The sequence below is a fragment of the Streptomyces sp. NBC_01255 genome (genome assembly GCF_036226445.1).
Classification (GTDB): Bacteria; Actinomycetota; Actinomycetes; order Streptomycetales; family Streptomycetaceae; genus Streptomyces.
The window spans coordinates 98,183-123,099 of the sequence record NZ_CP108474.1 but is presented as its reverse complement, the minus strand read 5'-3'; the positions used below and the strand labels follow the sequence as shown (position 1 = coordinate 123,099).

The window sequence follows — 24,917 nt, the reverse complement described above, 5'->3', positions numbered from 1 at the left end:
TTCACTATGTCGATGAACAAAGTGGAGTCACAACGCCGCTTCCGGACAACAACGCCGTACCACCGAGCCGTTGACGAGCCCGTCACAAGCCGCCCAGGTCAGGAACCCGCCACTCGTGAGACATTGGGTGGGTGAGGATCTCAGCACGAACGGACTACGCCATCCGGGCCATGGCCGAACTGGCCTGCTCCCCGGACCGCCCCCTCAAGGCCGAGGACATCGCAGGACGCCAGGACATCCCCGTCCGCTTCCTCTTCGTCGTGCTCAGCGACCTGCGGCAGGCACGACTGGTACGGAGCGTCCGCGGCCCCGACGGCGGCTACACCCTCACGCGCCCGCCCGCGGAGATCACCCTCGCCGACATCATCCGGGCGATGGACGGACCGCTGGTCAGCGTCCGGGACCTGAAACTGACGGGCCTGGAGTACCAAGGCGCGGCGGCGCCCATGCCGGACGTGTGGCGTGCCGTGCGGACGAGCCTGCGCCAGGTCCTGGAGAGCACGACCCTCGCCGACCTGGCGGCGGGCACCCTGCCCGAACTCGTACGGGAACGGGCCCGCGACTACCAGGACGACGTGCGCACCTACCCGTAGCGTGCATGGCCGTCCGCGGACCAGCCCCCTACGCTCGGGCACGTGCCATCCTCCACCGGAACACCCGAGCGCACCGAGCCCGCCGACGGCCGGCCGCGCCGACTCGTCGTCCTCCGTCACGCCAAGAGCGCCTGGCCGGAAGGCGTCCCCGACCGAGACCGGCCCCTCGGCCCACGTGGTCTGCGCGACGCCCCGGCGGCCGGACGCTTCCTGGCGGAGACCGGAGTGCTGCCCGACCTCGTCCTGTGCTCCCCGGCCCGGCGCGCCCGCCACACCTGGGAACTGGCCGCCGCCGAACTGGACGCCCCTCCACCGACCCGCCACGACCCACGCCTGTACGGGGCGGACGCCGGGGAGCTCCTCGACGTCCTCCACGGCGTACCCGACGAGGCCGGCACCCTGCTCCTGGTCGGACACAACCCGGGCCTCGAAGACCTGGTCCTGCTGCTCGCGGCCAGGAGTGCCGGGGACGCCCTGGACCGCGTACGGACCAAGTTCCCGACCTCGGCGACGGCCGTCCTGACCTGGCAGGGCACCTGGCCGGGCCTCCGCCCGGGCGGAGCGCTTCTGGCCCGGATGGTGGTTCCCCGCGGTCACCGGGCACCGTGAGCGGCGCCCCGGGCTGCGCGTCGCCGGTCACGTTCCGGCGAGGAGGCTGTGCCCGAGGGGTGTGAGGGTGTGGAGGACGGCGACGCCCGTCCGTGTCGTGTCGACGAGTCCGGCCTCGCGCAGGACCCGTGTGTGCCGGCTCGCCGCCGGCAGGGAGAGGGCGGCGCGTTCGGCCAGGGCCGTGGTCGTGGCGGGCGTGCGGAGGAGAGCGAGCACGTGCGCGCGGGTGCGGCCGAGGAGCGCGGCGAGCGCTTCCGGCCTGCCGTCGGGTCCGCCCGCCGAGGCGTCGGAGTCGTCCCGCAAGGGGTAGACGAGCACGGTCGCCGCCCTGGGGCGGTACATCACCAGCGGGCCCGTCGCGAACCAGGACGGAACGAGGAGCAGGCCGCGACCGCACAGCGGGATGTCGTACGCCGACCCCGACGGCAGGTGGAGCGTCGGCGGCTGCCACTTCCAGGTCGTCGACAGGGTGGTCAACAGAGCGTCGACGCCTCCGCGCAGCAGCATCTCGGAGCGCAGCGCGCGATCGGTGAGGGCGCCGCCGCTGATCCGGGGCCAGAGCGGTTCCACCGACGTGTGGAAGTACCGGCGGGTGTCGGCGATCAGCGTGCGGGTCGCGCTCGGGGAGCCCTGGGCGAGCTCCCGGACCCAGGGCCCGGGGCGCGTCAGACGGCCGTTCCGGCCCGCGGCTCGGGGGATCCCGAGGTCGCGCGCCAGCTGCTCCGCCGGAGTCGCGGCGGCCGCCTCCAGCGCGTCGGCGAAGTCGTGCAGGGACGGCTGGAGCAGGAAGTCCGGCAGGAACCCGTCCTCGGTGACGAGTTCGGCCAGGACGCCGGCCCGGGCGCTCGCGGTCCCGCGGAGAGCCTGGTGCCACTGACGGGCGGCGGGACGCGGCCGGTCCCACGGCCCGTATCCGTGACCGCCGCCGCTGCCGCCGTTCGAGCGCAGGCTGAGCCGCAGACTCAGGGCGGTCTCCGAGAGCGCGTTCGCCGCCGGGGCGAGAGTGATCTGACGGAGATCGGCGGCCGTGAAGTGAAGGCGGATCATGCGAGCCGATTATCGGCCAGGCGGACCCTTTTACCCAGGGGTAAAAGGCGATGCGTCACGGCCGACGCCGTTGCACGCTCCGGGTGTCCACGACGTCGACCCCACAACGGAGGCCGTACCGATGCGCCGCATCCCCGCCCCGAGAACCCGCCGGAGAACCGCCCGCCCCCTCGTCCGCCTCACCGCCGCCACAGCCCTCCTCACGGCGTTCGCCGCTGTGCCCGGCCCCGCCGCCACCGCCCGGGACCTGCCCGGCTCCTATGTCGTCTCCCGGGCACCCGGCGTCCTCCCGGAGGGCATCGCGATCACCCCCGACGGCACCATGTACGTGTCCTCGGACGGTACGGGCGCCCTCTACCGCGGCCGCGTCGGCACCCCCGACATGAAGCCCTTCCCGGCCCGCGGACTGGAGAATCGGCCCAGCGCCCTGGGCGTCCACACCGACCGGCGCGGGCGCATCCTCTCGGTGGGCGGGGCGACGCTGACCGTCCACGACCGGCACGGACGCCTGCTGGCCACCCGTACGGCACCCGGCGGCCCCCTCGGCGCGCCCGACCTGAACGACCTGGCCGTGACGAACGACGCGGTGTACGTGACCGACTGGGCCAACCCCGTCGTTCTCCGGGCGGAGATCCGGGGCGGCGTCCTCGGTCCGCTCGAACCCTGGCTCGACATCCGCTCCGCGTTCCCGCAGTTCCCCGCGCGGTACTGGCTGTTGAACGGCATCGTGGCCAACGAGTCGGGCACGGCCCTGCTGGTCGCGTCCAACGGCACCGAGGCCGTCTGGCGGATCGGCACGGCCGGCCGGGACGTCAGCAGGCTCGACCTGGGCGAGGAGTCCTTCGGCCCCGACGGCATGGTGCTGCGCGGCAGGACCCTGTACGCCGTACTCAACTACGGAGCCCCGCACGGTGTGTACATCGCCCGGCTGGACGAGGAGCTGCGGTCGGGCACGGTGACCCATCGCCTCACCGACGGCCCCTTCGACCTGCCGACCACGCTCGCGCGTCACGGCTGCCGGCTGTACGTGGTCAACAGCCAGCTCGACGATCCGCCGGGCCTGCCCCCGTACACGGTGAGCGCGATCGCCGACCCGACGTGCGGTCCCGTCTGAGGAGTCCGTACCGCGGAGAGCCCGCACCACAGGGGGGCGCATCTCAGAGTGTTCGCCCGTCCGGCGGGCGGTCGGCCGCCCCGTGTGCGCTCCCTCGCCGGGGTGGTTCGAGGGGGCCAGTGGGCGCAGTGAGGCGGTGCCCGCGGTCCGCGGGCGGGCTTCGGTCACGAAGCTGTGCGCCGCTGCTGTCCGCACTCCACCGCACTTCGGAGGCTGTACACCCATGACCCGGACACATCCGAGACCCGCGCGGCGCCGACGAACGACGCGGGGGAGGGCCGCCGCCTCGGCCGCGCTCGCCACGGCGCTCGTACTCGCACTGCCCGGTGCGGCGGCGGCCGCGCCCGGAGACCTGGATCCGACGTTCGGCCCGGACGGCCGGGTGACCACACCCTTCCCGGGGTACGCGGAGGGCCGTGACATCGCGCGGCAGGCGGACGGCAAGCTCGTCGTGGCGGGCCTGAGCGAGGGCGGATTCGCGCTCGCCCGCTACCTGCCCGGCGGCGGCCTCGACCCCGGCTTCGGCACCGGCGGCCTCGTGACCAGCGCCTTCGGCGGCGGAGCCCATACGGCGAACGCCGTCGCGATCCAGCCTGCCGACGGGAAGATCGTCGTGGCCGGCACCACCGAGGTGATCGCGGAGGAGGGCGGAGGCTGCTGCTTCTTCTCCGTGGCCCGCTACCTGCCCGACGGCACCCTGGACCCGGACTTCGGCGACGGCGGCCTCGTACGGGTCGAGGAGTTCGGCGGATCCGCGGACGGCGCGGACGTGGCGGTGCAGAGCGACGGCCGGATCGTCGCCGCGGGCAAGGGCGGCGGTGGCGGGTTCGCGCTGGTCCGCCTCGACACGGACGGCACCCTGGACCCGACCCTGGGCGGCGACGGCGCGGTCGTCGCCGGATTCACACCCTCCTCGCCCCAGGAAGCCGGCGGCATCGCCCGGAGCATGGCACTCCAACCCGACGGCCGGGTCGTGTCCGTCGGCTACGTGGGCAACACCGCCTTCGACATCGGCGTGGTCCGCTACCTGCCCGACGGCAGCCTCGACCCCGGCTTCAGCGGCGACGGCATGGTCAGCGCCGACTTCGGCGGCACCGAGTTCGGCCACGCGGTCGCGGTCCAGCCCGACGGCAGGATCCTCGCCGCGGGTTCCGGCGGCGCCGGCTTCGCGCTCCTCCGCTACCACGCCGACGGCAGCCCCGACGCCGGATTCGGTACCGGGGGCCGGACCTCGGTGGCCTTCCCCGGGGACGGCGGGACCGCGTACGCGATGGCCCTGCAACAGAACGGGAAGATCGTCCTCGCCGGCGGGGCCGACGACCCGAACAGCTCCGAGGCCAACGACTTCGGCCTGGCCCGCTTCCACCCCAACGGCACCGTGGACACCGGCTTCGGCGGCGACGGCTTCGTGGTCACCGGCTTCGGGGACTTCGACGAGGCCCGCTCGGTACTCGTCCAGCCGGACGGCAAGATCGTCGCGGCCGGGTACGGGGCGGGCTTCGCCTTCGCGCTCGCCCGCTACCAGGGAGGCGACGCGACGACGCCTCCGCCGCCGCACGCGGATCTGTCGGTGACGACGAGCACCACGGCCGCGGTGAGCATCGGCGACCGCGTCTCGTACACGCTCACCGTCTCCAACAGGGCGACCTCCACCGCCACCGCGACCGGCATCACCCTGACGGACACCCTCGCCGGCGCCGGCGTGACCCTCACCTCCGCCACCCCCGCACAGGGCACGTGCACGACGACCGCGACACGGGCGACCTGCTCCCTCGGCTCGCTCGCCCCGGGCGCGAGCACGACGCTCACGCTCACGGCGGAGCCCCGCTCCACCGGCACCCTCACGCACACGGCGACCGTCGCGGGCACCCCGTCGGACCCCGTCACCTCCGACAACACGGCCGGCGGGACCACGTCCGTGAACAACGCCCGCGGCTGCACCATCATCGGCACCAGCGGCCCGGAGACCCTGACCGGCGGCTACGCCAACGACGTCATCTGCGGCCTCGGCGGCAACGACACCGTCCGCGCGAGCTACGGCAACGACACCGTCCACGGCGGCTACGGCAACGACAACCTCGACGGCGCCTTCGGCGACGACACGATGAACGGCGGCCCCGGCAACGACACCCTGACGGGCTCCTACGGCAACGACCGCCTCACGACCACCGACGCGGTCCTCGCCAACGACACCGCCAACGGCGGCTTCGGCACCGACACCTGCACCACCGACCCGGGCGACGCCCGCATCAGCTGCCCCTGATCCACCTGAGGTTCGTCCCGATGGGAGCCGTCGCCGTCCCCACGGCGCCGGCTCCCACCGGCGCCTTCTCGCGCCGTGGCCGAGATGCCCGGGCCGGCCAAGGCCCGTAGTTGACGCGGGCGGTGCACGGCAGAGACGGTGGCGGGCATGGGGAGAGAACGTCGCTGGTTCACTGTGCTGATCTGCCTGGTCATAGGGGGTGCCCTGACCGTGGCCATCCTCGGTGTGTCCCGAGACGGCGGGGCGTCACACGGGACTGCCGGCACCACGGCGGCGCCGGGGGACTTCGTCGACATCCGCGACGTACCGCCCGCCCGGAGCGAGCCGCTTCGGGGGCCGGACGCCTCGACCGGCACGGTCACGATCGACTGCGGCCGCAACGAGGAAGCGCACTACAACGAGGACAACCTGGTCATCTCGCCGGGCCTGCGAGGCGGCGCCCACCACACCCACGCCTACGTCGGCAACCTGTCCACCGACGCCCGCTCCACCGACGCGAGCCTGGCGGCCGCGCCCACCACCTGCCGCGGGGGCGACCGCTCCACGTACTACTGGCCGGTGCTACGCCGTACGGACCGGCCCGCCACGCATGCGTACGAGAAGGCGGCCGGGCACGGCAACGCCGGAGAGATCCTCCAACCCGCCGAGGTACGCCTGGAGTTCGGCGGCAACCCGGTCGGCAAGGTCGTCCCGATGCCCCGCTTCCTGCGCGCGGTCACGGGGGACGCGGTGGCGCTCACCGCGGCCGGTGACCAGAACGTCCGGGCGCGCTGGGGCTGCGCGAGCCTCCCCGACCGGTTCACGACCCGCTATCCCCGCTGCCCGGCCGGCGACCGGCTGACCCGTACCCTCACCTTCCCCAGCTGCTGGAACGGCCTGGACACCGCAGGACCGGAGCGCACGCACCTGGCCTTCCGAGCGGCGAACGGCGTCTGCCCCGAGGACACGTTCGCCGTGCCCGAACTGACCATCCGTCTGGCCTACGACGTGCCCGGGCCGGACGTGCCGATCGCGCTGGACTCCTTCCCCGAACAACGGCACAGCCCGATCACCGACCACGCCATGTTCGTCAACGTGATGACGGACGCCCGGATGGCGGCCGTCGCCGACTGCCTCAACACAGGCCGCCACTGCCGACAGTAGATGTGACGCAGCTCACATGAACTGATCGTGCGGGGAATGCGTGTTGGGCACGACGCAGGCAACGGAGAGCGGAGTGGGTGTGATGGCCGGACCACTGTGGCCGCGGGGCGGGCGCGGCTCGGGTGACGAGGTGTTGATCAGGTCGGTGTACGAGGAGCACGGGGGTGCGCTGCTCGCCTACGCCGCCCGGCTGACCGGAGACCGTGCCATGGCCGAGGACGTCGTGCAGGAGACCTTGATCCGCGCGTGGCGGAACTCGGACGTGCTGGTCAACGGCAAGGGATCGGTACGGGGCTGGCTGCTGACGGTGGCCCGCAACATCATCACCGACCGCTACCGGGCCAGGGCCGCACGGCCGGCCGAGGTCGCCGAGTCCCCCGCGACGCCACCGATCGAGGAGGATCATGCCGATGGGGTCGTCGACACCATGGCAGTGCTGGGGGCCCTGGACCGGTTGACACCGGAACACCGGGACGTGCTGACGGAGCTGTACTTCCGCGGGCGGAGCGTCGCCGAGGCGGCGGAGAGTCTGGGCGTCCCTGCGGGCACGGTGAAGTCCCGGTCGCATTACGCGCTGAAGGCGCTGCGCGGGTTGTTCGGTGAGGGTGACGAGGCAAGTGCGCCGGGGCGGCCCGGCGGGTTCAGGGAGGTGGTCGCGTGAACGGGCAGCGGCATGAGGAGGAGGTTCTGCTCGGCCCGTACGTGCTCGGGGTCCTCGACGGCGCCGACACAGGGCGTGTCGAGGCGCATGTGTCGGGGTGCGAGTCGTGCCGTGGGGAGGTGGACGCGTTGCGTGAGATGGAGGCGGCGCTGGGCGAGGTGCCGCCGGAGGCGTTCGTCGACGGGCCGCCCGAGGGAGGCGATCTGCTGCTCCAGCGGACCCTGCGGCAGATGCGCGGCGAACGCGCCGCCGGGCGCCGCCGCCGCGGGGCGGTGACGGGCCTGGCGGCGGCCGCCGTACTGGCCGGTGTGTTCTGGGCGGGGACGGCTCTGCCGGACGCCGGTGCGCCCGTCGCGCTGCCGCCCTCGCCGGTCCCGACGGCACCCGCGTCTCCCTCCGCGCCGACGCCGGTGCCGGGTACGCGGGTCGCGTCGGCGACGGACACCTCCTCCGGCGCGCGGATGACCGTACAGGTGACCCCGGCGGTCGGCTGGGTCCGTGTCCATGCGGCGGTGACCGGACTGCCCAAGGGGGAGCGCTGCACGCTGGTCGTGGTGGGCCGGGACGGAAGCCGGACGACAGCCGGCAGCTGGGTCGTGGGCGCCGGAGCCCGAGAAGGGGAGGGCAAGGGCGCCTCGCTCGACGGCTCGGCCGCGGTCGCCCCGGCCGACGTGGCCGCGATCGTGGTCGAGAACGAGGCGGGCAGGCGATTCGTCACCGTGCCCGTGTAGAACAGCCGCCGCAGCACCGCAGCACCGCAACACCGCAGAAACGCCGGCCGGGCCCTGTGCCCGGCCGGCGTTCGTGTGCCCGCGAAAAGTTTCTTCGGATTCGTTGAACCCGGCTTGGGCGGGCCGCGTGTTTCCGGTGCCGACACAGCGCAACGAAGTACTGGATAAGAGGAGTTGTCATGAAGAACGTGCATAAGCTCACCGTCGCCACGGCCGGGGCCGCGTTGCTGTTCGGGGTGACGGCCTGTGGAACGCAGGGGACGGACGCGAGTGGTCCCGCCGCCGCGCCGCCCGCCGCGACCGCCGCGGGCGGCGACGCCTACGGCGGTGCCACGGACGGGAGTTCCGAGGCACCGCCGAGCGGGACGACGGCCTCCGGGCCGCTGGCGGTCCGTGACGACGCCACGCTCGGTCCCGTGGTCGCCGACGCCGAGGGCTTCACCCTCTACCGGTTCGACAACGACACCGCCGACCCCTCCACCTCGGCCTGCGCCGGAGACTGCGCCAAGACCTGGCCCCCGGTCCCCGCGGGCAGCACCCAGCCCGGCGGGGTGGACGCCTCCCGCGTCGGTTCGCTCCAGCGGGCCGACGGTGTGCGGCAGCTGACGATCGCGGGCTGGCCGGTGTACCGGTTCGCGAAGGACACCGCGCCGGGCCAGACCAACGGGCAGGGCGTGGGCGGTACCTGGTTTGCGGTCACCCCGGACGGCAAGAAGGCGGGCGCTCGGCAGCCCGGCACCGCCGCGCCGGGTACGACTGCGCCGGGCTCCGGCGAGACGGGCGGGGCGGCGCTGCCCGCGCTCTCGCTGACCGACGACGACAAGCTGGGCAAGATCATCCGGGATGGCAAGGGGCGGACGCTGTACCGCTTCACCAAGGACACCGCCTGGCCGATGAAGTCGAACTGCGAGGGCGCGTGCCTGGAGAAGTGGCGGCCCGCCAAGCTGGTCGACCTCAACAAGGTCGAGGGCATCGACCCGAAGAAGCTGATCACCTACACCCGCCCGGACGGCACGAAGCAGCTCACGATCGACTGCTGGCCGCTGTACTGGTTCACCGGTGACAAGACCCCGGGTGACACCAACGGCCAGGGCGTGGGCGGCACTTGGTTCGCCGTGACGGCCGACGGCAAGCTCGCCAAGTAACCGGCCACCCGCTTCGCCGCCCGTCAGCGGGTGTGCCGGCGGCGGGCCTGCCTCACCTCGTCGTTGAGGCCCCAGGCGTCGGCGACGGGTCCGAGGTGGCCGAGCTTGTCGGGGTTGGTCACGGAACGGATGGCCTGGATCTGTCCGTCGAGGACGTCGAGGACCATGGTGGTGAGGATCTTGCCGTCCCGGTCGCGGAAGACGGCGCCGGGCTGGCCGTTGACCTCCTGCGGCGTGAGCGTCACGTCGATGCGCCACAGCCAGGGGAAGAACGCGGCCAGGAGCCGGGCCACGTTCTGTGCGCCGGCGACGGCCCTGGCGAGCTGCGGGGTCTTGCCTCCGCCGTCGCCGACGAGCTGTACGTCGGCGGCGAGCAGGTCCTGCAGGCCGTCGACGTCGCCGTTCTTCAGCGCGTCAAAGAACCGGGTCGCGAGCTCCTGCCGCTCCTGGCGGTCCGCAGCGAACCGGGGCCGGGCGGTTCAGTGGTACGAGCCGGGCTCGTAGTCGCCGGCGGGCTGGCGGGTGATGACGTTGATCCGGTTCGCCAGGTTCATGAAGGCGATCAGGAGCACCAGGGCGTTGAGCTGCTCTTCGTCGTAGTGCAGGGCGGCACGCATCCACACCTCGTCGTCCACTCCGCCGGCCGCGTCGGCGGTACGGGTCCCCTCCTCCGCCAGCTCCAGCGCGGCACGCTCGGCCTCGGTGAAGACCGTGGCCTCCCGCCACGCCGTCACCAGGTTCAGCCGCACCGGGGTCTCGCCGGCGGCGGTCGCTTCCTTGGTGTGCATGTCGATGCAGACGGCGCAGCCGTTGATCTGGCTCACGCGCAGCGACACCAGCTCCTGTGTCGCGGCCGGCAGCGACGAGTCCTTGACGACCTTGCCCGCCGACATGAGGTGCTTGAAGGCCTTGCCGGTGACGGGGCTGGCGAAGAGGTTCAGTCGTGCGTCCATGGTGTGCTCCCGTGGGGTGCTGGAAGGTGGCTACACCCCCTGAGACGAGGCAGGCCGCCCCCCTGTGACACGACGGGATGTGACCTGGGTCTCCACCTGCCGTACGGGCGCAGCTGGCCGGATGCTCTGGTCCGGGTGGAGGACGTCGGGGACGAGGGCGAGGCCACTGTCCATGGTGGAAGCAGCTGTGGAAGCCGTGGTTCTAGCGGAACGTGGGGTTTTCACCCGTCGACTTCCCCCCGGGGTGCGTGCCAGCACGACGCGGTGACACAGATCATCAAGGGGGGAAACCTGCCGGTCCCCGGGCAGGTGTGGAAGGTTGCGGTCGTCCGTGGGGCGTCCGGCGGCGGAGTGCCGGAGGTCGACGCCGCCGCGCTGCTCCTGGATGCGGCGAGCCGCGTCAGGGACGACGGCGACCTCGTCTTCCGTGACCGGCGTGCCCACACCTCCGGGGCGGTGCGGCTCGTCGGACAGGTACGGAGCGAGGAGCGGCGCGTCGCCGACTGGCTGGAGATCGACACCGCGCGTGTCGAGCCCGGCGTCCAGCGGATCGTGATCTCCGCCTCCAGCGACGAGGGGACGTTCGGGCAGGTGCCCGGGCTGCTCGTACGGACGATCAGCGCCGGTACGGGGGAGCAGCTGGCGCTGTACGAGGTCGAGGGCGCGACGACGGAGAAGGCGTTCGTCCTCGGCGAGTTCTACCGGCGCGACGGCGCGTGGCGGTTCCGCGCGGTGGGGCAGGGGTACGACTCCGGGCTCGCCGGGCTCGCGGAGGACTTCGGCATCGCGGGCGGGGCCCCGGCGAGAGTCCCCGGGCGCGAGCCCGTGCTTATCGAGGGCGTGGCCAAGGTCCCGGCGTCCGAGGCCCCTGCCCCGGTGTCCGAGCGGTCCGTCCAGCCGCCGGCCGCCCCGGCACAGCTTCCGGCCCCGGACCCGAGGCGCCCCGCCTGGCCAAGGCGCAGCCTCCCGTCCGCGCGGGCAGGGAGTCATCCCCCGCCGCCGCGCTCTTCGGTGAGGACTTTCCGGAGTTCGTCCGGGAGGGCAGCGGCTCGCTCGAGTTCACCGTCGACGATCCCCTGCCGACCGGCTTCTTCGTGGTCGACACGGAGCGGTCGGGCGACGGCTCCTTCATGGTGGACGTCGTCGACGACACCAAGCCGGGCCTCGACCTGATCGCCCACACGCGCCTGGAGGACTTCCAGGGCCGGGCCCTGATGCGGCACGACGACCGCAGCCCGCTGCGTCTGCGTGTCCACGCCCCGGACCGTGCGTGGAAGCTCACGTTCCGGCCGGTGAGCGTGGTCGAGGAACTCGGCCTCGGGGCAACGGGCCGGGGACGGGACGTGCTGCTCCACACGGGGCCCGCCGGCGAGCTGTCCGCCCAGCTGCACCCGGAAGTCGAGCTCGCCTACTTCCTGGTGGAGAGCTGCACGCCGCGCGCCCGCGGCGTCTGGGACGCCCATCTGCTCATCAGCGAGTCGCACAGGCGCCCGGAGTACCGGGTGCCGCTGCCGGAGGGCCCCGTGCTGGTGAGGGTCGGAGACGCCGAAGGGGACTGGTCCCTGGAGGTTCGGCCCACCCCCTAATGCTGCAACGGGGTTCTCCCTTGAGTTCGCGAAGGCTGAGGGGGACAAGGCCGGAGGATCCGTCCGGCACCTTTCCGTCGAACGCCGACGACGAGGCGGCTACCCCCGGATCGTTCGGCGGTGCTACGGGCCCCGGTTGGCCCCGGTACGCCCCTCACTCTCACCGGCGGCGAGCTCAGCTTCTCGGCCGACAACGTCCACAGCGTCGACTACCTCTGACATGGTCGATGGCGTGCATCAGCCGGACAAGTCCTCGTCGCGAGGGTTCCCTCTCGGGTCCGCGTCCCGGTCCGGGTGCGGATTCAGGTGCGTGTTGAGCCGGGCGGCTTGGCGTGTGAGGTGGTCGCGTTCGGCCAGATTGGGCGCCTTCCGGGCGGCCGTGGCGTAGAGCCGCGCCGCGGTCGTCAGGTCGCCGTCGCGTTCGTGGAGGTAGGCCGCCACGGCGGTGTGGCGGGGGAGCGTGTCGTCGAGGGCGGCGAGCGCGGCGAGACCGGCCCGTGGTCCGTCGGCTTCGCCGACCGCCACCGCGCGGTTGAGGCGGGCGACGGGGCTGTCGGTGAGCCGGACGAGTTCGTCGTACCACTCGACGATCTGTACCCAGTCCGTCTCCCCGGCGGTGGGCGCGTCGGCGTGCAGTGCGGCGACGGCGGCCTGGGCCTGGAACTCGCCCAGCCGGTCCCGGGCGAGCGCCGCCTGCAGGATCGTGACGCCTTCGCCGATCGCGGCCGTGTCCCACCGGCCGCGGTCCTGCTCGGCGAGGGGGACCAGGGTGCCGTCCGGCGTGGTCCGGGTGGCGCGCCGGGCGTGGTGGAGGAGCATGAGGGCGAGCAGCCCCGCGGCTTCGGGGTGGTCGATCGCGGCGGTGAGCTGCCGGGTGAGCCGGATGGCCTCGGCGGCGAGGTCGATGTCGCCGGAGTATCCCTCGTTGAAAACCAGGTACAGGACGCGCAGCACGGTGGCGACATCGCCGGGCTGGTCGAAGCGGACGCCGGAGACGGTGCGTTTGGCCCGGCTGATGCGTTGCGCCATCGTCGCTTCGGGGACGAGGTAGGCCTGGGCGATCTGGCGGGTGGTGAGCCCGCCGACGGCGCGCAGGGTGAGCGCGACCGCGGACGACGGCGTCAGGGAGGGATGGGCGCACAGGAAGTAGAGCTGGAGCGTGTCGTCCGCCGGGGCCGAGAGCCCGGGCGACGGTTCCTGGTCGAGGCGGTCCTCGCGCCGCCGCCGGGCGGTGTCGGCCCGGGTCGAGTCCAGGAACTTGCGCCAGGCCACGGTGACCAGCCAGCCCTTGGGGTCGCGCGGCGGATCGTCCGGCCAGAGGCGGACGGCTTCGACGAGGGCGTCCTGCACGGCGTCCTCGGCCGCCGCGAAGTCGGCTCCGCGACGGACGAGGACGGTGAGGACGCTCGGCGTGAGGGTGCGCAGCAGGGCGTCGTTCATGGGTGAGGTCACTCGGTGATGGTGGGCGGCGCGGTCAGGAACGGGCGTACTTCCAGCCATTCGTGGATCGGCTTACCGCCCGCTCCGGGGGCGGCCGAGAGTTCCCCGGCCAGTTCGACGGCGCGCTCGTAGCTGTCGACGTCGATCACCATCCAGCCGGCGATCAGGTCCTTGGTCTCGGCGAACGGGCCGTCGGTGACAGGCGGGCGGCCCTCGCCGTCGTAGCGGACCCAGCTTCCCTGGGGTGCGAGCGCCTGGCCGTCGACGAACTCGCCGGTCTTCTCCAGCCGGGCCGCGAAGTCGTGCATGTACTGCACGTGGTCCGAGATCTCCTGCGGTGTCCACTGGTCCATGGGCACGTCGTTGGAGGCGGCGGGGGCGCCGCGGTAGTGCTTGAGCAGCAGGTACTTCGCCATGGTGTCTCTCCTCGGTCCGGTGCGGGCCATTCTGGCCGCGTTCACTACGGGGACGGAGCAGGCCACGGCTTCTCGACATCGCCGGCCGAACTTTTTCGGGACTTCCCCCGACGCCAGGGTGGGGCCCTGCGACCGGGGCCCGTGACCGTGACGGCATCCGCCGACGTGATGCCGTCGTCGGGACCGGTACCCCTGGGGTGCCTTGGTGACTTCAAAGTGCGTTCTTCCGTCCTTCCCGCCACCCCCGCATGATTCCAGTGGCGGCAAGAAGAGACCCGGAACGGTCTCCGGCGAGTTCGACTGCCGGCCGTCCCCCGTCTTTCGCCCTTCCTGCTCTCACGCACACGTCAAGGGAACTCCAATCGCCCGCGGCCAGAATGCGGACGGTTCCCTTGGGATATTCCTGCACTTACAAGGAGAGATTTCTGTGTCCACACTGCAATCACCTTCGGACAGCGGTACCGGCCGCATGAGCGGGCGCGCGTGGGGCGTGCTGCTCGTGCTCTGTGGCGCGATCTTCCTCGAAGGCATCGACGTGGCCATGCTCAATGTGGCGCTGCCCTCGATCCGCGAGGACCTGGAGATGTCCACGGGCATGCTCCAGTGGGTGATGAGTGCCTACGTGCTCGGCTACGGCGGGTTCATGCTGCTGGGCGGCCGGGCCGCCGACCTGTTCGGGCGCCGCCGGATGTTCGTGTTCTGGCTCGTGGTCTTCCTGCTCTTCTCCGGTCTGGGCGGATTCGCCACGGAAGGCTGGATGCTCATCGTCGCCCGCTTCGTGACGGGTGTCGCGGCCGCTTTCATGACGCCTGCGGGCCTGTCCATCATCACCACGGGCTTCGAGGAGGGCCCGCAGCGCAACAAGGCCCTCCTGGTCTATTCCGGCACCGCCGCCGGCGGCTTCTCCATCGGCCTGGTGGTCGGCGGTCTACTGGCCGCCGTGAACTGGCGCTGGGTGTTCTTCGCTCCTGTCATCCTCACGCTCGTCATCCTCGTCGCGGCGCTCGTCCTCATCCCGAAGTCGCCTCGCCCGGACCGCGAGGGTCAGGGTGTCGACCTGGCCGGCGCGCTCAGCGTCACCGGCGCGATCCTGCTGCTCGTCTTCGGCGTCGAGCGTGCCGCGCACGCCTCCGCGGCCGTGACGGCGGCCACGATCGGGGCGGGCCTGGTCCTGTTCGGCGTGTTCATCGCGATCGAGCGCAGAGCGGCCTCGCCGCTGGTACGCCTGGGGATTTTCCGCAGTGGCTCGCTGGTCCGCGCGAACCTGGCCGGCATGCTCTTCGCCGCGGGCTTCTTCGGATTCCAGTTCATCGCTGTGCTCTACCTGCAGGAGCTGCGCGGCTGGTCCACCCTGCAGACCAGTTTCGCCCTCATCGTCATCGGCGTGGACGCGATCCTGTCCCCGACTCTGACTCCCCGGCTCGTGGCGAAGTTCGGCAACGCCCGGGTGATCTTCGGCGGCCTGCTCCTCGCGGCGCTGTCCTACGCCCTGTTCCTGCCGGTCGGCGCTGACTGGACGTATCTGGCGATGTTCCCGAGCCTGATCATCCTGGGCCTCGCCTTCTCCCTGGCGTACGGGCCGCTCACCATCCTGGCCACCGACGGTGTCGCGGAGGAGGAGCAGGGCGTCGCGGGCGGTCTGCTGTACACGTCCTTCCAGTTCGGCGCCGCCCTCGGCCTGTCGTTCGTCGCCACCGTGAACATCGCCGCGACGGACGGCACGTCCCCGGCGGCTCTCCTCGACGGCTACCGCGCCGCCCTGGTCGTGCCTCTGGTCGCCGCCCTCGTCGCCGCCGTCATCAGCGCCTTCGGCCTGCGCACCCGATCCGGGGCCGGAGCGGGGGACGGCGACACCGGCCACGTACCCGCCCCGGCCCCCGACAAGGCCGTGCCCGTCGAGGCGGCGAGGTAGTTCCCGGCCGGCGCGCGAACAGCCGGCGCCTGGCGTCACGGATCACCTGCCGAGAGGAAGAGAAATGCCTGCAGCCACCGTGGAATCCTTCTCGGAAATCGAGGACAAATTCTTCGCCTACATCCAGGACATCGTCTACTGCACCATGATCACAGTGGACAGGAAATCGCGCCCGAGGGCCCGTGTGCTGCTGCCCGTCTGGGAAATGGTCGACGGAAAGCCGGTGGGTTGGCTGGCGGCCTACAAGACCCCCGTCAAGGCTGCCCACCTGGCCCACAACCCGCATACGACGTACTCGTACTGGAACCCCCGGCAGAACGCCGTGTTCATCGACAGCGTCTCCACCTGGGCCACGGACCCGGAATCCCGGCAGTACGCCTGGGACCTCTACCGCAAGGGAAGTCCCGCGGGCGTCGGCTACGACCCGATCGGGTTCTGGCGCGGCGGCCCCGAGGACCCCGGCTACCACGTCCTGCGCATCGATCCCTGGCGGGTGCAGGTGCTTCGCGGCTCGGACCTGAAGAGCCGCATCTGGACCGACGGGGACCGCCGCTGACCCCGGGCACGGATGGCTGAACGGCCCCCTCCCCAGGACGACACCGGCGCAGCCGAGCCGCTGGATCGGGCCGGGAGCGAGGGGGCCGGGCTACCACCGCAAGTTAAGATACCGCGCAAGCGGTCTATTTCGATCGTGATGAAGACGCGAGAGCGAGGGGTGGCTGTGGCGCAGCAGGAGCGGGCGATCCGTACCCGGAAGGTCATCCTGGAGGCCGCCGCGGCGATCTTCGACGAGCGTGGCTACGAGGCGACGACCATCGCCGAGGTCCTGGAGCGGGCCGAAGTGACCAAGGGGGCCCTGTACTTCCACTTCCCGTCCAAGGGGGACCTGGCGCGCGGCGTCCTGGCCGCCGCCGTGACCACCGACGGCGTCCGCCCGCACGACCTCAAGCTGCAGGAGATGGTCGACACCCTCCTGCTGCTGGCCTATCGATTGCCCCGTGAGCCGATGCTCAGCGCCGCCCTGCGGATGGCGGTCGACCCCCAGTCGCGCCGTCAGTTCGGCACGGCCTGGCCCGACTGGACCGAGCTGATGGCCGGCTTCCTCAAGGACGCCAAGACGCGGGGTGAGGTCCTTGCGCACACCGACGAGGAAGAGATCGCCCGCATGATCGTGTCCACCTGGACGGGAGTCCGGGTGGTGACCGAGGGCCTCCCCGGCACGTACGACCTGGCAGGCGAGATCTCCCTGCTCATCCGACTCCTCCTGGCGGGCGTCGCGACCCCTGCCGTCCTGCCCCGCCTGGAAGTCTCGGCCGCCCGCGCCGCTCACCTCTACGACGACATGCCGGCCTGGCGTGTCGAGACGGCAGGGTCCGCCGCCGGCATCACCCACTGATCCCTGCTCATCCCGGGTGAGCGGGCTCCCTCTGGGGCGGCGCGACGCCGCCGCTTTCCCACGGGATCCGGAGAGGGCTGAGTACCCGCTCGTGCAACCGCTGGACATCGGGCGACGGTTCGAGCCCCAGCTCGTCCCGCAGCAGGCGCCGGATGCTCCGGTAGGCGTCCAGTGCCTCGGCGCGCCGCCCGGCCTGATGCAGGGCGGCGATCAACTGGCCGTGGAACCATTCGTTGAGCGGGTAGTCGTGGACGAGCGTGCGCAGCTCGGGGATGAGTTGACGGAGCCGCCCGAGCAGGTGTGCGGTCTCGATCCTCAGCTCCAGCGCCCTGATCCTCAGCTCCTCCAGATGGACGATCCTGCCGGCGAGGACGCTGCCCGTCGGCACGTTGGAAAGCACCGGGCCGCGCCACAGGCCGAGCGCGGTGCCGACCGCCCCGCCCGCCGCCTCGTACCGGCCCGCCAGGAACTCCTCCTTCCCGCGGGCGACCAACTGCTCGAAGACCTTGATGTCTACGGCCGCCTCGTCGACGTGCAGCGTGTATCCGCCGAACTGCGTGCTCAGCACGGGGCGGCCGCCGCCCGAGGGGCCGCCGTCCGAGGGGCCGTCCGGGCGGGCGTCCGGTAAGGCGAGCAGCCGGCGTGCGTGGTGCACGTAGGTCTGCACGGTGTTGAGGGCCGAGCGCGGCGGGCTGTGCTGCCACAGTTCCCGGATGAGGGTGTCCGGCGTGACGGGGGCGTTGGCATGAGCGAGGAGCACGGCCAGGACCTGGGAGACCTTGGGGCTGCCCGCCGGAAGAATCCCGCCGTCGTCGCCGACGATCTGAAACGGTCCGATGAGGTTGAATCGCACGGCACTCTCTCCTTCAGGGCGAACGGCCAGGGCGGTTCGGCGTTGGCCATGGGACTCACCGACACCCGGTTGTGCCCATGGCGCGCCGAAGGGACGCCGCGCCGGGGGAGGAGCCCGCGACGAGCCATGCAAATCAAACCACATGCGCGGTTTTTTGTGGCGCCCTTAAGACGTACCATCCGAGAGGAGGAGCCCCACTGCCCGGCGCCGCCGCGAAGCGAACACCGGGGACGACAGTGCGACACGACAGGCAGGCGGACCGATCGCCGCCGGCGCTCAGCGACCAGGAGTCACCAGCCCCGACTCGTAGGCGACGATGACCAGTTGGGCGCGGTCCCGCGCTGCCAGCTTTCCCATGATCCGGCTGACATGGGTCTTCGCCGTGAGGGGCGAGAGCCCCAGTGCTTCAGCGATCTCCGTATTGTTCAGGCCCCGACCCACCAGGGTCAGGACCTCGCGTTCACGATCTGTCAGGCCTTCCGGTCCGCCCATCGCCGGGGCCTGGGGGAGCGCCAGGGCCCGGGCGATCAGCCGAGACGTCGGGCCCGGAGACAGCAGAGCCTCGCCGGCCGCGACCGTACGGATCGCGGCGAGGAGTTCGGCCGGGCGGATGTCCTTGACCGCGAAGCCCGACGCGCCCGCCCGCAGCGCCTCCATGACGTGCTCGTCCGTGTCGTACGTCGTCAGGACCAGCACCCTCACCCCGGCCAGGTCCTCGTCGGCGGCGATGAGCCGGGTCGCACTGATGCCGTCGAGCTCGGGCATCCGGACGTCCATCACCACCACGTCGGCCCGCGCCGAACGGGCCAGCTCCACCGCCTCCTTGCCGTTGGCCGCCTGTCCCACGACCTCCATGTCCGGCGCCGACTCGACAAGCATCGCGAACGACGCCCTCACGAGATTCTGGTCGTCCGCGAGCAGGACCCGGATCACACCGCCACCTTCCCCACCGTGAGCGGCAGCCGCGCCGACACCTCGAAACCCCCGCCTTCGCGCGGGCCCGCACTCAGGGTGCCGCCCACGCTCCTGGCCCGCTCCCGCATCCCGATGATCCCGTACCCCGCCCCCTCCTCTCGACCGGAGCCATGCACACCACCCACACCATCAAGACCATGCAGCCCGCCATCACCATCAGGCTCACCGAGGGCGTCCAAACCGCCGGCCCCGCCCCCTCCGCCGACACCCCCGTTGGTCACTCTCACGGTCAACTCCTCCTCCACCAGCCCGACATCGACCCGCACGCCCGCTCCCCGGCCCGCGTGCCGTACGGCGTTGGTCAGTGATTCCTGCACGATCCGGTAGGCCGCCGCGCCGACCGCCGCGGGAACCTTCGCCGTCCCCGTCCGTACCGTCAGATCGGCGCCCGAGGTCCGAACGAGGTCGGGCAGTGAGGCCAGGTCCGGCAACGGGCCCTCCGGGGCGGCCCGCAGGACGTCCAGGGTCGTACGCACCTCGGCGCGGGCGTCCCGGCACGTTTCGGCGATCTCGTCGAGCGCCCGGACGAGCGCCTCCCGGTCGAGCCGGTCCGGTGTGGCCACCAGCACGTGCGCGGCGACGGACGTCTGCACACCGATGAGGGTGATGGAGTGGGCGAGGAGGTCATGGAGGTCTCTGGCTATCCGCAGCCGTTCCTCGACGACCTTCCGCTCCGCATCCCGCTCGGCCCGCTCCATCACACCGGCAACCAGCTGCCGGTAGAGCCGGATGCTCGCGCCGAAGACGAGCATCGCGATCACCCAGCCCGAGACTCTGAGCAGCTCCACCATTTCGTGCGGGTTGACGACGAGCTGGATGGTGAGCGTGACGGAGGTGACGATGAGCGCCACGAGCACCGTCCGCCGGGGCCGACCGGTCGCCGCGACCGTGTACAAGGCGGTCATGGAGGCCGGTATCGGTGCGAGGTGCATGTAGTCGAGCGCGTGGTACGGGGCGACGACGGCCACGACGGCAAGGAGCACCGGCAGGGGGGCCTTGCGCCGCCAGGCCAGCGGGACGTGCGCGGCGAGCAGCAGCGCCCAGCCGACGAGGTCCGGCCGGCGGCCGTCGTCGACCGTGAGCGCGAGCACTCCGGCGAGCACCGCGAAGACCGCGGCGGCCGTCGCGTCACACCGCACCGGATACGGTGCGGCCTGCGGGTCACGGGTGAAAGCCGCTGCGAAGTCCATGGTGTCCATCCTCCCAGCGGGCGGGGGCTCCTGGCAGTCCGGGGGAGCCCCCACCCGCCCCTGATCAGACCCCTACGGGCAGCCGCTCGGACTCTGAACCGGCCGTTGACGCGGGCTTCTTGGCCAAGGGACCCGGCCACCACACCCGGCGACCGAGGAGCACGCTCGCACTGGTCACGAGATACGTACGGACCAGGAAGGTGTCGAGGAGGACGCCGACCGCGATGACGAAGCCGAGCTCGGCCAGTTGCACCATCGGCATGTTGATGAGGACCGCGAAGGTGGCGGCGAGCACGAGCCCCGCCGAGGCGATCACACCGCCGGTCGAGCGCAGCGCGGCCAAGGCCGCCGGCCCCGGCTCCAGCCCATCGAGGCACTCCTCGCGCATCCGATGCATGAGGAAGATGCCGTAGTCGACGCCGAGGGCGACGAGGAAGACGAAGGAGAGCAGCACCAAGCCCGGATCAGTGCCCTCGAAGCCGAAGAGCCCCTCGAAGACGAGACCGCCGATGCCGAGGGCCGCGCCCCAGACCGCGACGACCGCGGCGACCAGGATCAGCGGTGCGACGAGACTGCGCAGCAGCACGACAAGCACGATCAGCACCACGACGAGGACGAGCGGTACGACGATCCTTTGGTCGCTGGTACTGGTGTCGGCCATGTCGAGCTGCTCGGCGCTGGGCCCGCCGACGTACACCCCCTCGCCGAGCACCGAGCGCAGCTCCCTGATCGTGGCGGTCTCGCCCGCGGACTGCGGCGCATGCGACGCGACGACGGAGATCTCGCTCCAGCCGCTGCCGCTGCGCGCGAGTTCGGCTCGCGTGACCCCCTCGGTCGCACGGGCCCGCTCCAGCACCCCGCCGGAAGCCGCCTTGGGCGCGACGACCGTGATGGGCTGGGTGCCCATCTGGGGATACGCGGCGGCCAGCGTCTTCATCGCCGTGACGGCCTCCGGGGTGGAACTGAAGGAGTCCTCCTGCTTGATGGCCCCGGGCAGGTTCAGCACACCGAGCGCCAGGGCCGCCAGAGCGGCGGCACCGGTGAGCAGGACGGCGAGGGGACGCCGGCCGGCGGAGGAGCCCATGGCGGCGAACAGAGAACGGCGCGCGGCCTTCGGCACACTCCCGTACGCCGGGATCAGCGGCCAGAACACCCGCCGCCCGAGCACGACGAGCAAGGCCGGAAGCAGCGTCAGCATCGCGACGAGCGCGCACAGGACACCGACGGCCGCCGTGGGCCCCATGCCCCGGCTGCTGTTCATGTCGGCGGCCAGCAGGCAGAGCATGCCCAGCGCCACGGTCCCCGACGACGCGAGGACGGCGGGCCCACAGCCGCGCAGGGCGGCGACCATGGCGTCGTACGGGCGGGGAATCCGGCGCAGTTCCTCGCGGTACCGGGACACGAGCAGCAGCGCGTAGTCGGTTCCCGCACCGAAGACGAGGATCGTCATCACACCGGTGCTCTGGCCGGAGACGCTGATGTCGAAGCCCTGGTGCAGGGCGTAGGTGACGGCCATCGACAGATAGTCGGCGACCCCGGCGACGGTCAGCGGCACGAGCCAGAGGAACGGACTGCGGTAGATGACGATCAGCAGGACCGCCACGACCGCGACGGTCGTGTAGAGCAACGGCCCGTCGAGAGAGCCGTACACCTCGCTCGCGTCCGTGGCCAGGGCACCGGGCCCGCCGACCTCACCGCTCACTCTCTCGCGGACGTCGTGGACGAAGGCGTCCCTGGCCACCTCGTCCGTCCCGGGCTGGGTACTGGACACCGCGTACAGAAGGGTCGTCCCGTCCTCGGAGGGAACCGGACGCGGAACCGAGGTGAGCGGGTGCTCGGCGGCGACCGCCTCCACTTCCCGAGCGGCACTCGCCCGGTCGGCGTCGGTGAGCCCACCCTCGCGGTGATAGACGAGGACGAGGTCGGTGGACTCCCCGCCCGGCATCTGCTCGGTGATCTTCGCGACCTGAGTCGAGTCGGCACTCGCCGGCAGGTAGTCGACGGCCCTGTCACGCTGTACATCACCGAGATTGCCCGCGAGGGGCGCGGCGAGAGCGAGCACGATCACCCACAACGCCAACACCCCCCAGCCGACGATCCTCTTGCGCCCTTCCATCGGGCCTCCCTCCGTAGATCCTCAACAGTCGATCCCAGATTCCCGCTCCCGGAACGAGGATTCGTCGCACCGAAGACCGAGTTGAGGACTACTACGAGGGTCGGCACACCAAGCCGCCTACTCCCGGGGAAGTACGCCCGCACCCCACAACCTCGTGACCGGACACCCACACAGAAAGCCGCCACCACCAGAGTCACCACGCTCCGGGTGAAGGCTTCCTCTCTGATCACCCACCACAGCGCCCCCCCGCAACCAGGACGCCTGCTCGACACGGGCACGGTCTTCGTCGTGACGGCGGAACACCCCCAGGCTCACGCGCCGGACATGGATCAGGCTTTGCGGGCGAGTAGGTGGATTTCCTGGAACTGCCGTCGGTCCGTGGGCTGGGGCTCGCGAACCATCCGGGCCACCTCGGCAAACCCGGATGTCCGCAGCAACGCGGCAAGGTGATCAGGCCACCACCGGTAGGCCGGGGCGACTGCGTGATCGAAGACCTGTGTCGGGTGAGAAGAGTCATCGCTGGCCGAGAAGCCCATCAACAAGTGGCCGCCAGGCGCCAGCACGCGACGGAATTCCGCCAAGATGACCGGGAGTTCCAGCGGCGGAGTGTGGATGACGGACCAACGCGAGAGTACGCCGCCCAGCACGCCGTCAGCGATGTCCAACTCCGCCATGGAGCCGACGTCGAACCGCAGCTCCGGATTCGCCTGCCGAGCCAGCTCGATCATTGCGGGAGAGGCGTCGACACCGAACGCCTCCAGCCCCAGCTCGTCCAGATGGGCGGTGATATGTCCGGGCCCACACCCGAGATCCGCGACCTGGACGTCCCCACTCGCGCTGACGACATCGGCGAAGGCAGCCAAGATCGCGCGGTCCAGGGGACTGTCACGCAGCGTGTCGCGGAACAATTGAGCATAGAGAGGGGCAGCAGTGTCGTAGGCGTCGCGGGCGGCACTGAAGGCATCGTGTTCGACCATGCTCGTGACAATAGTTCCCGCCCCTGAGGCGAGCCGAGAGAGCTCCGCTCCTGCCCGATGCAGACATCTGAATCTCCCCCCGGCGCCCTGGCCATCAGGACCACGGACCTCCACGACGACCGCCTGGAGCAGCACAGCACGATCCCTCCGAGAGGCCATCCCAAGGACACGCGCTGACGCCCCTCGCTGTTCGCCCCCGATGGCGAGGACGCTCACCCGTCGCCGCCGACCCCACCCCCACGTCCATGACCACGCGCTGCACCCGGGTGCTGTCGCCCGGTTCAAGGCCACAGCCGTACATCGCATCTCATCGACGAGGTGGCTGGATACCTGGTACGTCTCGCCGCGAACGGCGTCGAGTGCGAGCGGGTCGAGTGTTCAGCTCCGGGGCGGGCGAGTGGGCTTTCAGCGGGCTCGTACACGGGGTCAGAAGTCGAAGACAGGCCCGGTCGCGAGCATGAGGGCGCAGTCGTCCTCATACGTGCGTTCCCAGCGGATTTCGCGGCCTCGGAAGGTGCCGTGCGCGGTCACCGTGACGGCTGTGGAGTCGTTGGAGCAGACGGCGGTGCTCTGCCCCGGCAGACGGTCGAGGTCGCCGTCGGCCGTGCGGAGGTCTCGGCAGGCCTCGCGTGTGAGCGGATGGTCGTGGCCTTCGGAGCCGGGGCAGTCGAGCCGGACGAACCCGATGACCTCGGTCTCGCCCTGCATCCGGGTGGCGGTGAGCAGGAGGTGCGCGTCCAGGGTCGGTTCGACGAGACCTACGGCGGATGCGGCGGGAGCGAGGCCTGCGGCGAGGATGCCGGCACCGAGCAGCCCTGTGAGGATCTTGTTCATGATCGAGTCAACAGACGCCGAAGGCGCTTGGATACGTAACTCGATGGAGTCACACCACAGACCGACTGGTGCCGTGCATGTGCGGCTTCCCAGCTTGCGCGGGCTGCGCCGAACAGCCGAGGTAACTCCTCGCCGCTACCGGCTCGGTCGCCGGGCGCTGTCGTAGGCAGGGCCGGCGGCCGCGTGGGCAGTCCCTTGACACGTGTTCATTCCGCTATGGGAAGGCATTCGGCCAGGAAGCCGATGATGTCCTGCCAGGCTCGGTGCGCGTGTTGCGGGTGGTAGCCAACGCCGGGGACTACCTTCTGGTCGACAGGCGGGTGGTGGAAGGCATGCAGTGCTCCGCCGTACACCGTGAGGCGCCAGTCGACGCCGGCCGCCTGCATCTCGGCGGCGAACGCGTCTCGTTGCGCGGGCGGCATGATCGGGTCTTCTGATCCGACTCCGGCCCAGACGGGGCAGCGGATACGTGCCGCTTCGCCCGGCCGGCCGGTCAAGAGTGCGTTGACTGTCCCGATGGCGCGCAGGTCGACGCCGTCACGTCCGAGTTCCAACACGATGGCGCCCCCGGTGCCGTAACCGATGGCAGCGATCTGCTCGGGGTCGGTTCGTGTTTCGGCGCGCAGCACGTCGAGCGCCGCGTGGCCGATGCCCCGCATCCGGTCGGGGTCGGTGAGTAACGGGGTCACGCGCGCCAGCATTTCTTCGGGGTCGGTGAACCAGCGCCCGCCGTTGATGTCGAAGGCCAGCGCCACGTAACCCAGTTCGGCGAGGGCATCGGCCCGGCGTCGTTGGAAGTCGTTCAGACCCGGCCCTTCCGGACCGATCAGGACTGCGGGCCGGCGGTCGACACCGGTGGGGAGTGCGAGGTGCCCGACCATCGTCAGGCCGTCGGCCGGGTACTCGATTTTGCGTGTGGTGATCGTCGTCATGAGAGCGGACTGTAGTGACGGTCGAGCCCGG

At 71.4% G+C, this 24,917-nt stretch carries 24 protein-coding genes and 1 pseudogene; 13 read left to right on the top strand and 12 right to left on the bottom strand.

The window, feature by feature from the left end:
* Positions 1-131 precede the first annotated feature (131 nt).
* Positions 132-593, top strand: a complete 462-nt coding sequence (locus tag OG357_RS00445) for an RrF2 family transcriptional regulator (protein ID WP_329619158.1) — start codon at positions 132-134, stop codon at positions 591-593.
* A gap of 42 nt (positions 594-635) precedes the next feature.
* A complete protein-coding gene (locus OG357_RS00440; protein ID WP_329619157.1) occupies positions 636-1,202 on the top strand; it encodes a SixA phosphatase family protein in 567 nt (188 codons plus the stop codon).
* Positions 1,203-1,229: 27 nt separating this feature from the next.
* On the opposite strand, the gene OG357_RS00435 is transcribed toward OG357_RS00440, so the two are convergent.
* Complete coding sequence (locus tag OG357_RS00435) at positions 1,230-2,249, bottom strand: ArsR/SmtB family transcription factor (RefSeq protein WP_329619156.1); 1,020 nt, start codon at positions 2,247-2,249, stop codon at positions 1,230-1,232.
* Positions 2,250-2,370: 121 nt separating this feature from the next.
* Between OG357_RS00435 and OG357_RS00430 the strand changes: the two genes are divergently transcribed.
* The 6 genes from OG357_RS00430 to OG357_RS00405 all read left to right on the top strand — a co-directional run bounded on the left by OG357_RS00430 (position 2,371) and on the right by OG357_RS00405 (position 9,306).
* Positions 2,371-3,363 (top strand): hypothetical protein, encoded by a 993-nt coding sequence (locus tag OG357_RS00430; protein ID WP_329619155.1) that lies wholly within the window; start codon positions 2,371-2,373, stop codon positions 3,361-3,363.
* A gap of 223 nt (positions 3,364-3,586) precedes the next feature.
* Positions 3,587-5,626 (top strand): calcium-binding protein, encoded by a 2,040-nt coding sequence (locus OG357_RS00425; RefSeq protein ID WP_329619154.1) that lies wholly within the window; start codon positions 3,587-3,589, stop codon positions 5,624-5,626.
* A 147-nt stretch (positions 5,627-5,773) separates the two neighbouring features.
* Positions 5,774-6,769: a DUF1996 domain-containing protein gene (locus OG357_RS00420; RefSeq protein WP_329619153.1), complete on the top strand. Its 996-nt coding sequence runs from the start codon at positions 5,774-5,776 to the stop codon at positions 6,767-6,769.
* An 82-nt stretch (positions 6,770-6,851) separates the two neighbouring features.
* On the top strand, positions 6,852-7,430 hold the full coding sequence (locus OG357_RS00415; RefSeq protein ID WP_317592515.1) for a sigma-70 family RNA polymerase sigma factor: 579 nt from the start codon (positions 6,852-6,854) through the stop codon (positions 7,428-7,430).
* The gene (locus OG357_RS00410; protein ID WP_329619152.1) at positions 7,427-8,161 is read left to right on the top strand and encodes a zf-HC2 domain-containing protein; all 735 of its coding nucleotides are present in this window, start codon (positions 7,427-7,429) and stop codon (positions 8,159-8,161) included. The genes OG357_RS00415 and OG357_RS00410 overlap by 4 nt, the downstream gene beginning before the upstream one ends.
* Before the next feature lie 179 nt (positions 8,162-8,340).
* Positions 8,341-9,306: an SCO0930 family lipoprotein gene (locus OG357_RS00405; protein ID WP_329619151.1), complete on the top strand. Its 966-nt coding sequence runs from the start codon at positions 8,341-8,343 to the stop codon at positions 9,304-9,306.
* 23 nt (positions 9,307-9,329) lie between these two features.
* Here the strand turns inward: OG357_RS00405 and OG357_RS00400 are convergent.
* A pseudogene (locus OG357_RS00400) lies at positions 9,330-9,779 on the bottom strand (nuclear transport factor 2 family protein); the annotation flags it as partial.
* 6 nt (positions 9,780-9,785) lie between these two features.
* Positions 9,786-10,259, bottom strand: coding sequence for a carboxymuconolactone decarboxylase family protein (locus OG357_RS00395; protein WP_329619150.1), 474 nt, complete (start codon positions 10,257-10,259; stop codon positions 9,786-9,788).
* A gap of 264 nt (positions 10,260-10,523) precedes the next feature.
* Here OG357_RS00395 and OG357_RS00390 point away from each other — a divergent pair, with 264 nt between their 5' ends.
* The gene (locus OG357_RS00390) at positions 10,524-11,432 is read left to right on the top strand and encodes a TerD family protein (RefSeq protein WP_329619149.1); all 909 of its coding nucleotides are present in this window, start codon (positions 10,524-10,526) and stop codon (positions 11,430-11,432) included.
* On the top strand, positions 11,390-11,845 hold the full coding sequence (locus tag OG357_RS00385; protein ID WP_329619148.1) for a hypothetical protein: 456 nt from the start codon (positions 11,390-11,392) through the stop codon (positions 11,843-11,845). Before OG357_RS00390 ends, OG357_RS00385 begins: the two co-directional genes overlap by 43 nt.
* A 237-nt stretch (positions 11,846-12,082) precedes the next feature.
* Here OG357_RS00385 and OG357_RS00380 read toward each other — a convergent pair whose 3' ends face one another.
* A complete protein-coding gene (locus tag OG357_RS00380) occupies positions 12,083-13,285 on the bottom strand; it encodes an RNA polymerase sigma factor (RefSeq protein ID WP_329625445.1) in 1,203 nt (400 codons plus the stop codon).
* An 8-nt stretch (positions 13,286-13,293) separates the two neighbouring features.
* Positions 13,294-13,701, bottom strand: a complete 408-nt coding sequence (locus OG357_RS00375) for a YciI family protein (RefSeq protein ID WP_329619147.1) — start codon at positions 13,699-13,701, stop codon at positions 13,294-13,296.
* Positions 13,702-14,170: 469 nt separating this feature from the next.
* On the opposite strand from OG357_RS00375, the gene OG357_RS00370 reads away from it, so the two are divergent.
* From OG357_RS00370 to OG357_RS00360, 3 genes are all read left to right on the top strand, one after another.
* Positions 14,171-15,613 carry an MFS transporter gene (locus OG357_RS00370; RefSeq protein WP_329619146.1) on the top strand — a complete coding sequence of 481 codons (1,443 nt, stop codon included), beginning with the start codon at positions 14,171-14,173 and terminating at the stop codon, positions 15,611-15,613.
* A gap of 64 nt (positions 15,614-15,677) precedes the next feature.
* The gene (locus tag OG357_RS00365; protein WP_329619145.1) at positions 15,678-16,169 is read left to right on the top strand and encodes a pyridoxamine 5'-phosphate oxidase family protein; all 492 of its coding nucleotides are present in this window, start codon (positions 15,678-15,680) and stop codon (positions 16,167-16,169) included.
* 165 nt (positions 16,170-16,334) lie between these two features.
* Positions 16,335-17,009: a ScbR family autoregulator-binding transcription factor gene (locus OG357_RS00360; RefSeq protein WP_329619144.1), complete on the top strand. Its 675-nt coding sequence runs from the start codon at positions 16,335-16,337 to the stop codon at positions 17,007-17,009.
* Between the two features lie 7 nt (positions 17,010-17,016).
* On the opposite strand, the gene OG357_RS00355 is transcribed toward OG357_RS00360, so the two are convergent.
* The 7 genes from OG357_RS00355 to OG357_RS00325 form a co-directional block, all read right to left on the bottom strand.
* Positions 17,017-17,862, bottom strand: a complete 846-nt coding sequence (locus OG357_RS00355; protein WP_329619143.1) for an AfsR/SARP family transcriptional regulator — start codon at positions 17,860-17,862, stop codon at positions 17,017-17,019.
* Between the two features lie 276 nt (positions 17,863-18,138).
* Positions 18,139-18,795, bottom strand: coding sequence for a response regulator (locus OG357_RS00350; RefSeq protein ID WP_443066608.1), 657 nt, complete (start codon positions 18,793-18,795; stop codon positions 18,139-18,141).
* The gene (locus OG357_RS00345; protein WP_329619142.1) at positions 18,792-20,027 is read right to left on the bottom strand and encodes a sensor histidine kinase; all 1,236 of its coding nucleotides are present in this window, start codon (positions 20,025-20,027) and stop codon (positions 18,792-18,794) included. The genes OG357_RS00350 and OG357_RS00345 overlap by 4 nt, the downstream gene beginning before the upstream one ends.
* A 64-nt stretch (positions 20,028-20,091) precedes the next feature.
* Positions 20,092-22,143 (bottom strand): MMPL family transporter, encoded by a 2,052-nt coding sequence (locus OG357_RS00340; RefSeq protein ID WP_329619141.1) that lies wholly within the window; start codon positions 22,141-22,143, stop codon positions 20,092-20,094.
* A gap of 329 nt (positions 22,144-22,472) precedes the next feature.
* Complete coding sequence (locus OG357_RS00335) at positions 22,473-23,120, bottom strand: class I SAM-dependent methyltransferase (protein WP_329619140.1); 648 nt, start codon at positions 23,118-23,120, stop codon at positions 22,473-22,475.
* A 426-nt stretch (positions 23,121-23,546) separates the two neighbouring features.
* Entirely contained in the window at positions 23,547-23,954 is a 408-nt protein-coding gene (locus OG357_RS00330; protein WP_329619139.1) for an SSI family serine proteinase inhibitor, read from the bottom strand.
* Positions 23,955-24,160: 206 nt separating this feature from the next.
* Positions 24,161-24,886: a dienelactone hydrolase family protein gene (locus tag OG357_RS00325; protein WP_329619138.1), complete on the bottom strand. Its 726-nt coding sequence runs from the start codon at positions 24,884-24,886 to the stop codon at positions 24,161-24,163.
* Positions 24,887-24,917 lie beyond the last annotated feature (31 nt).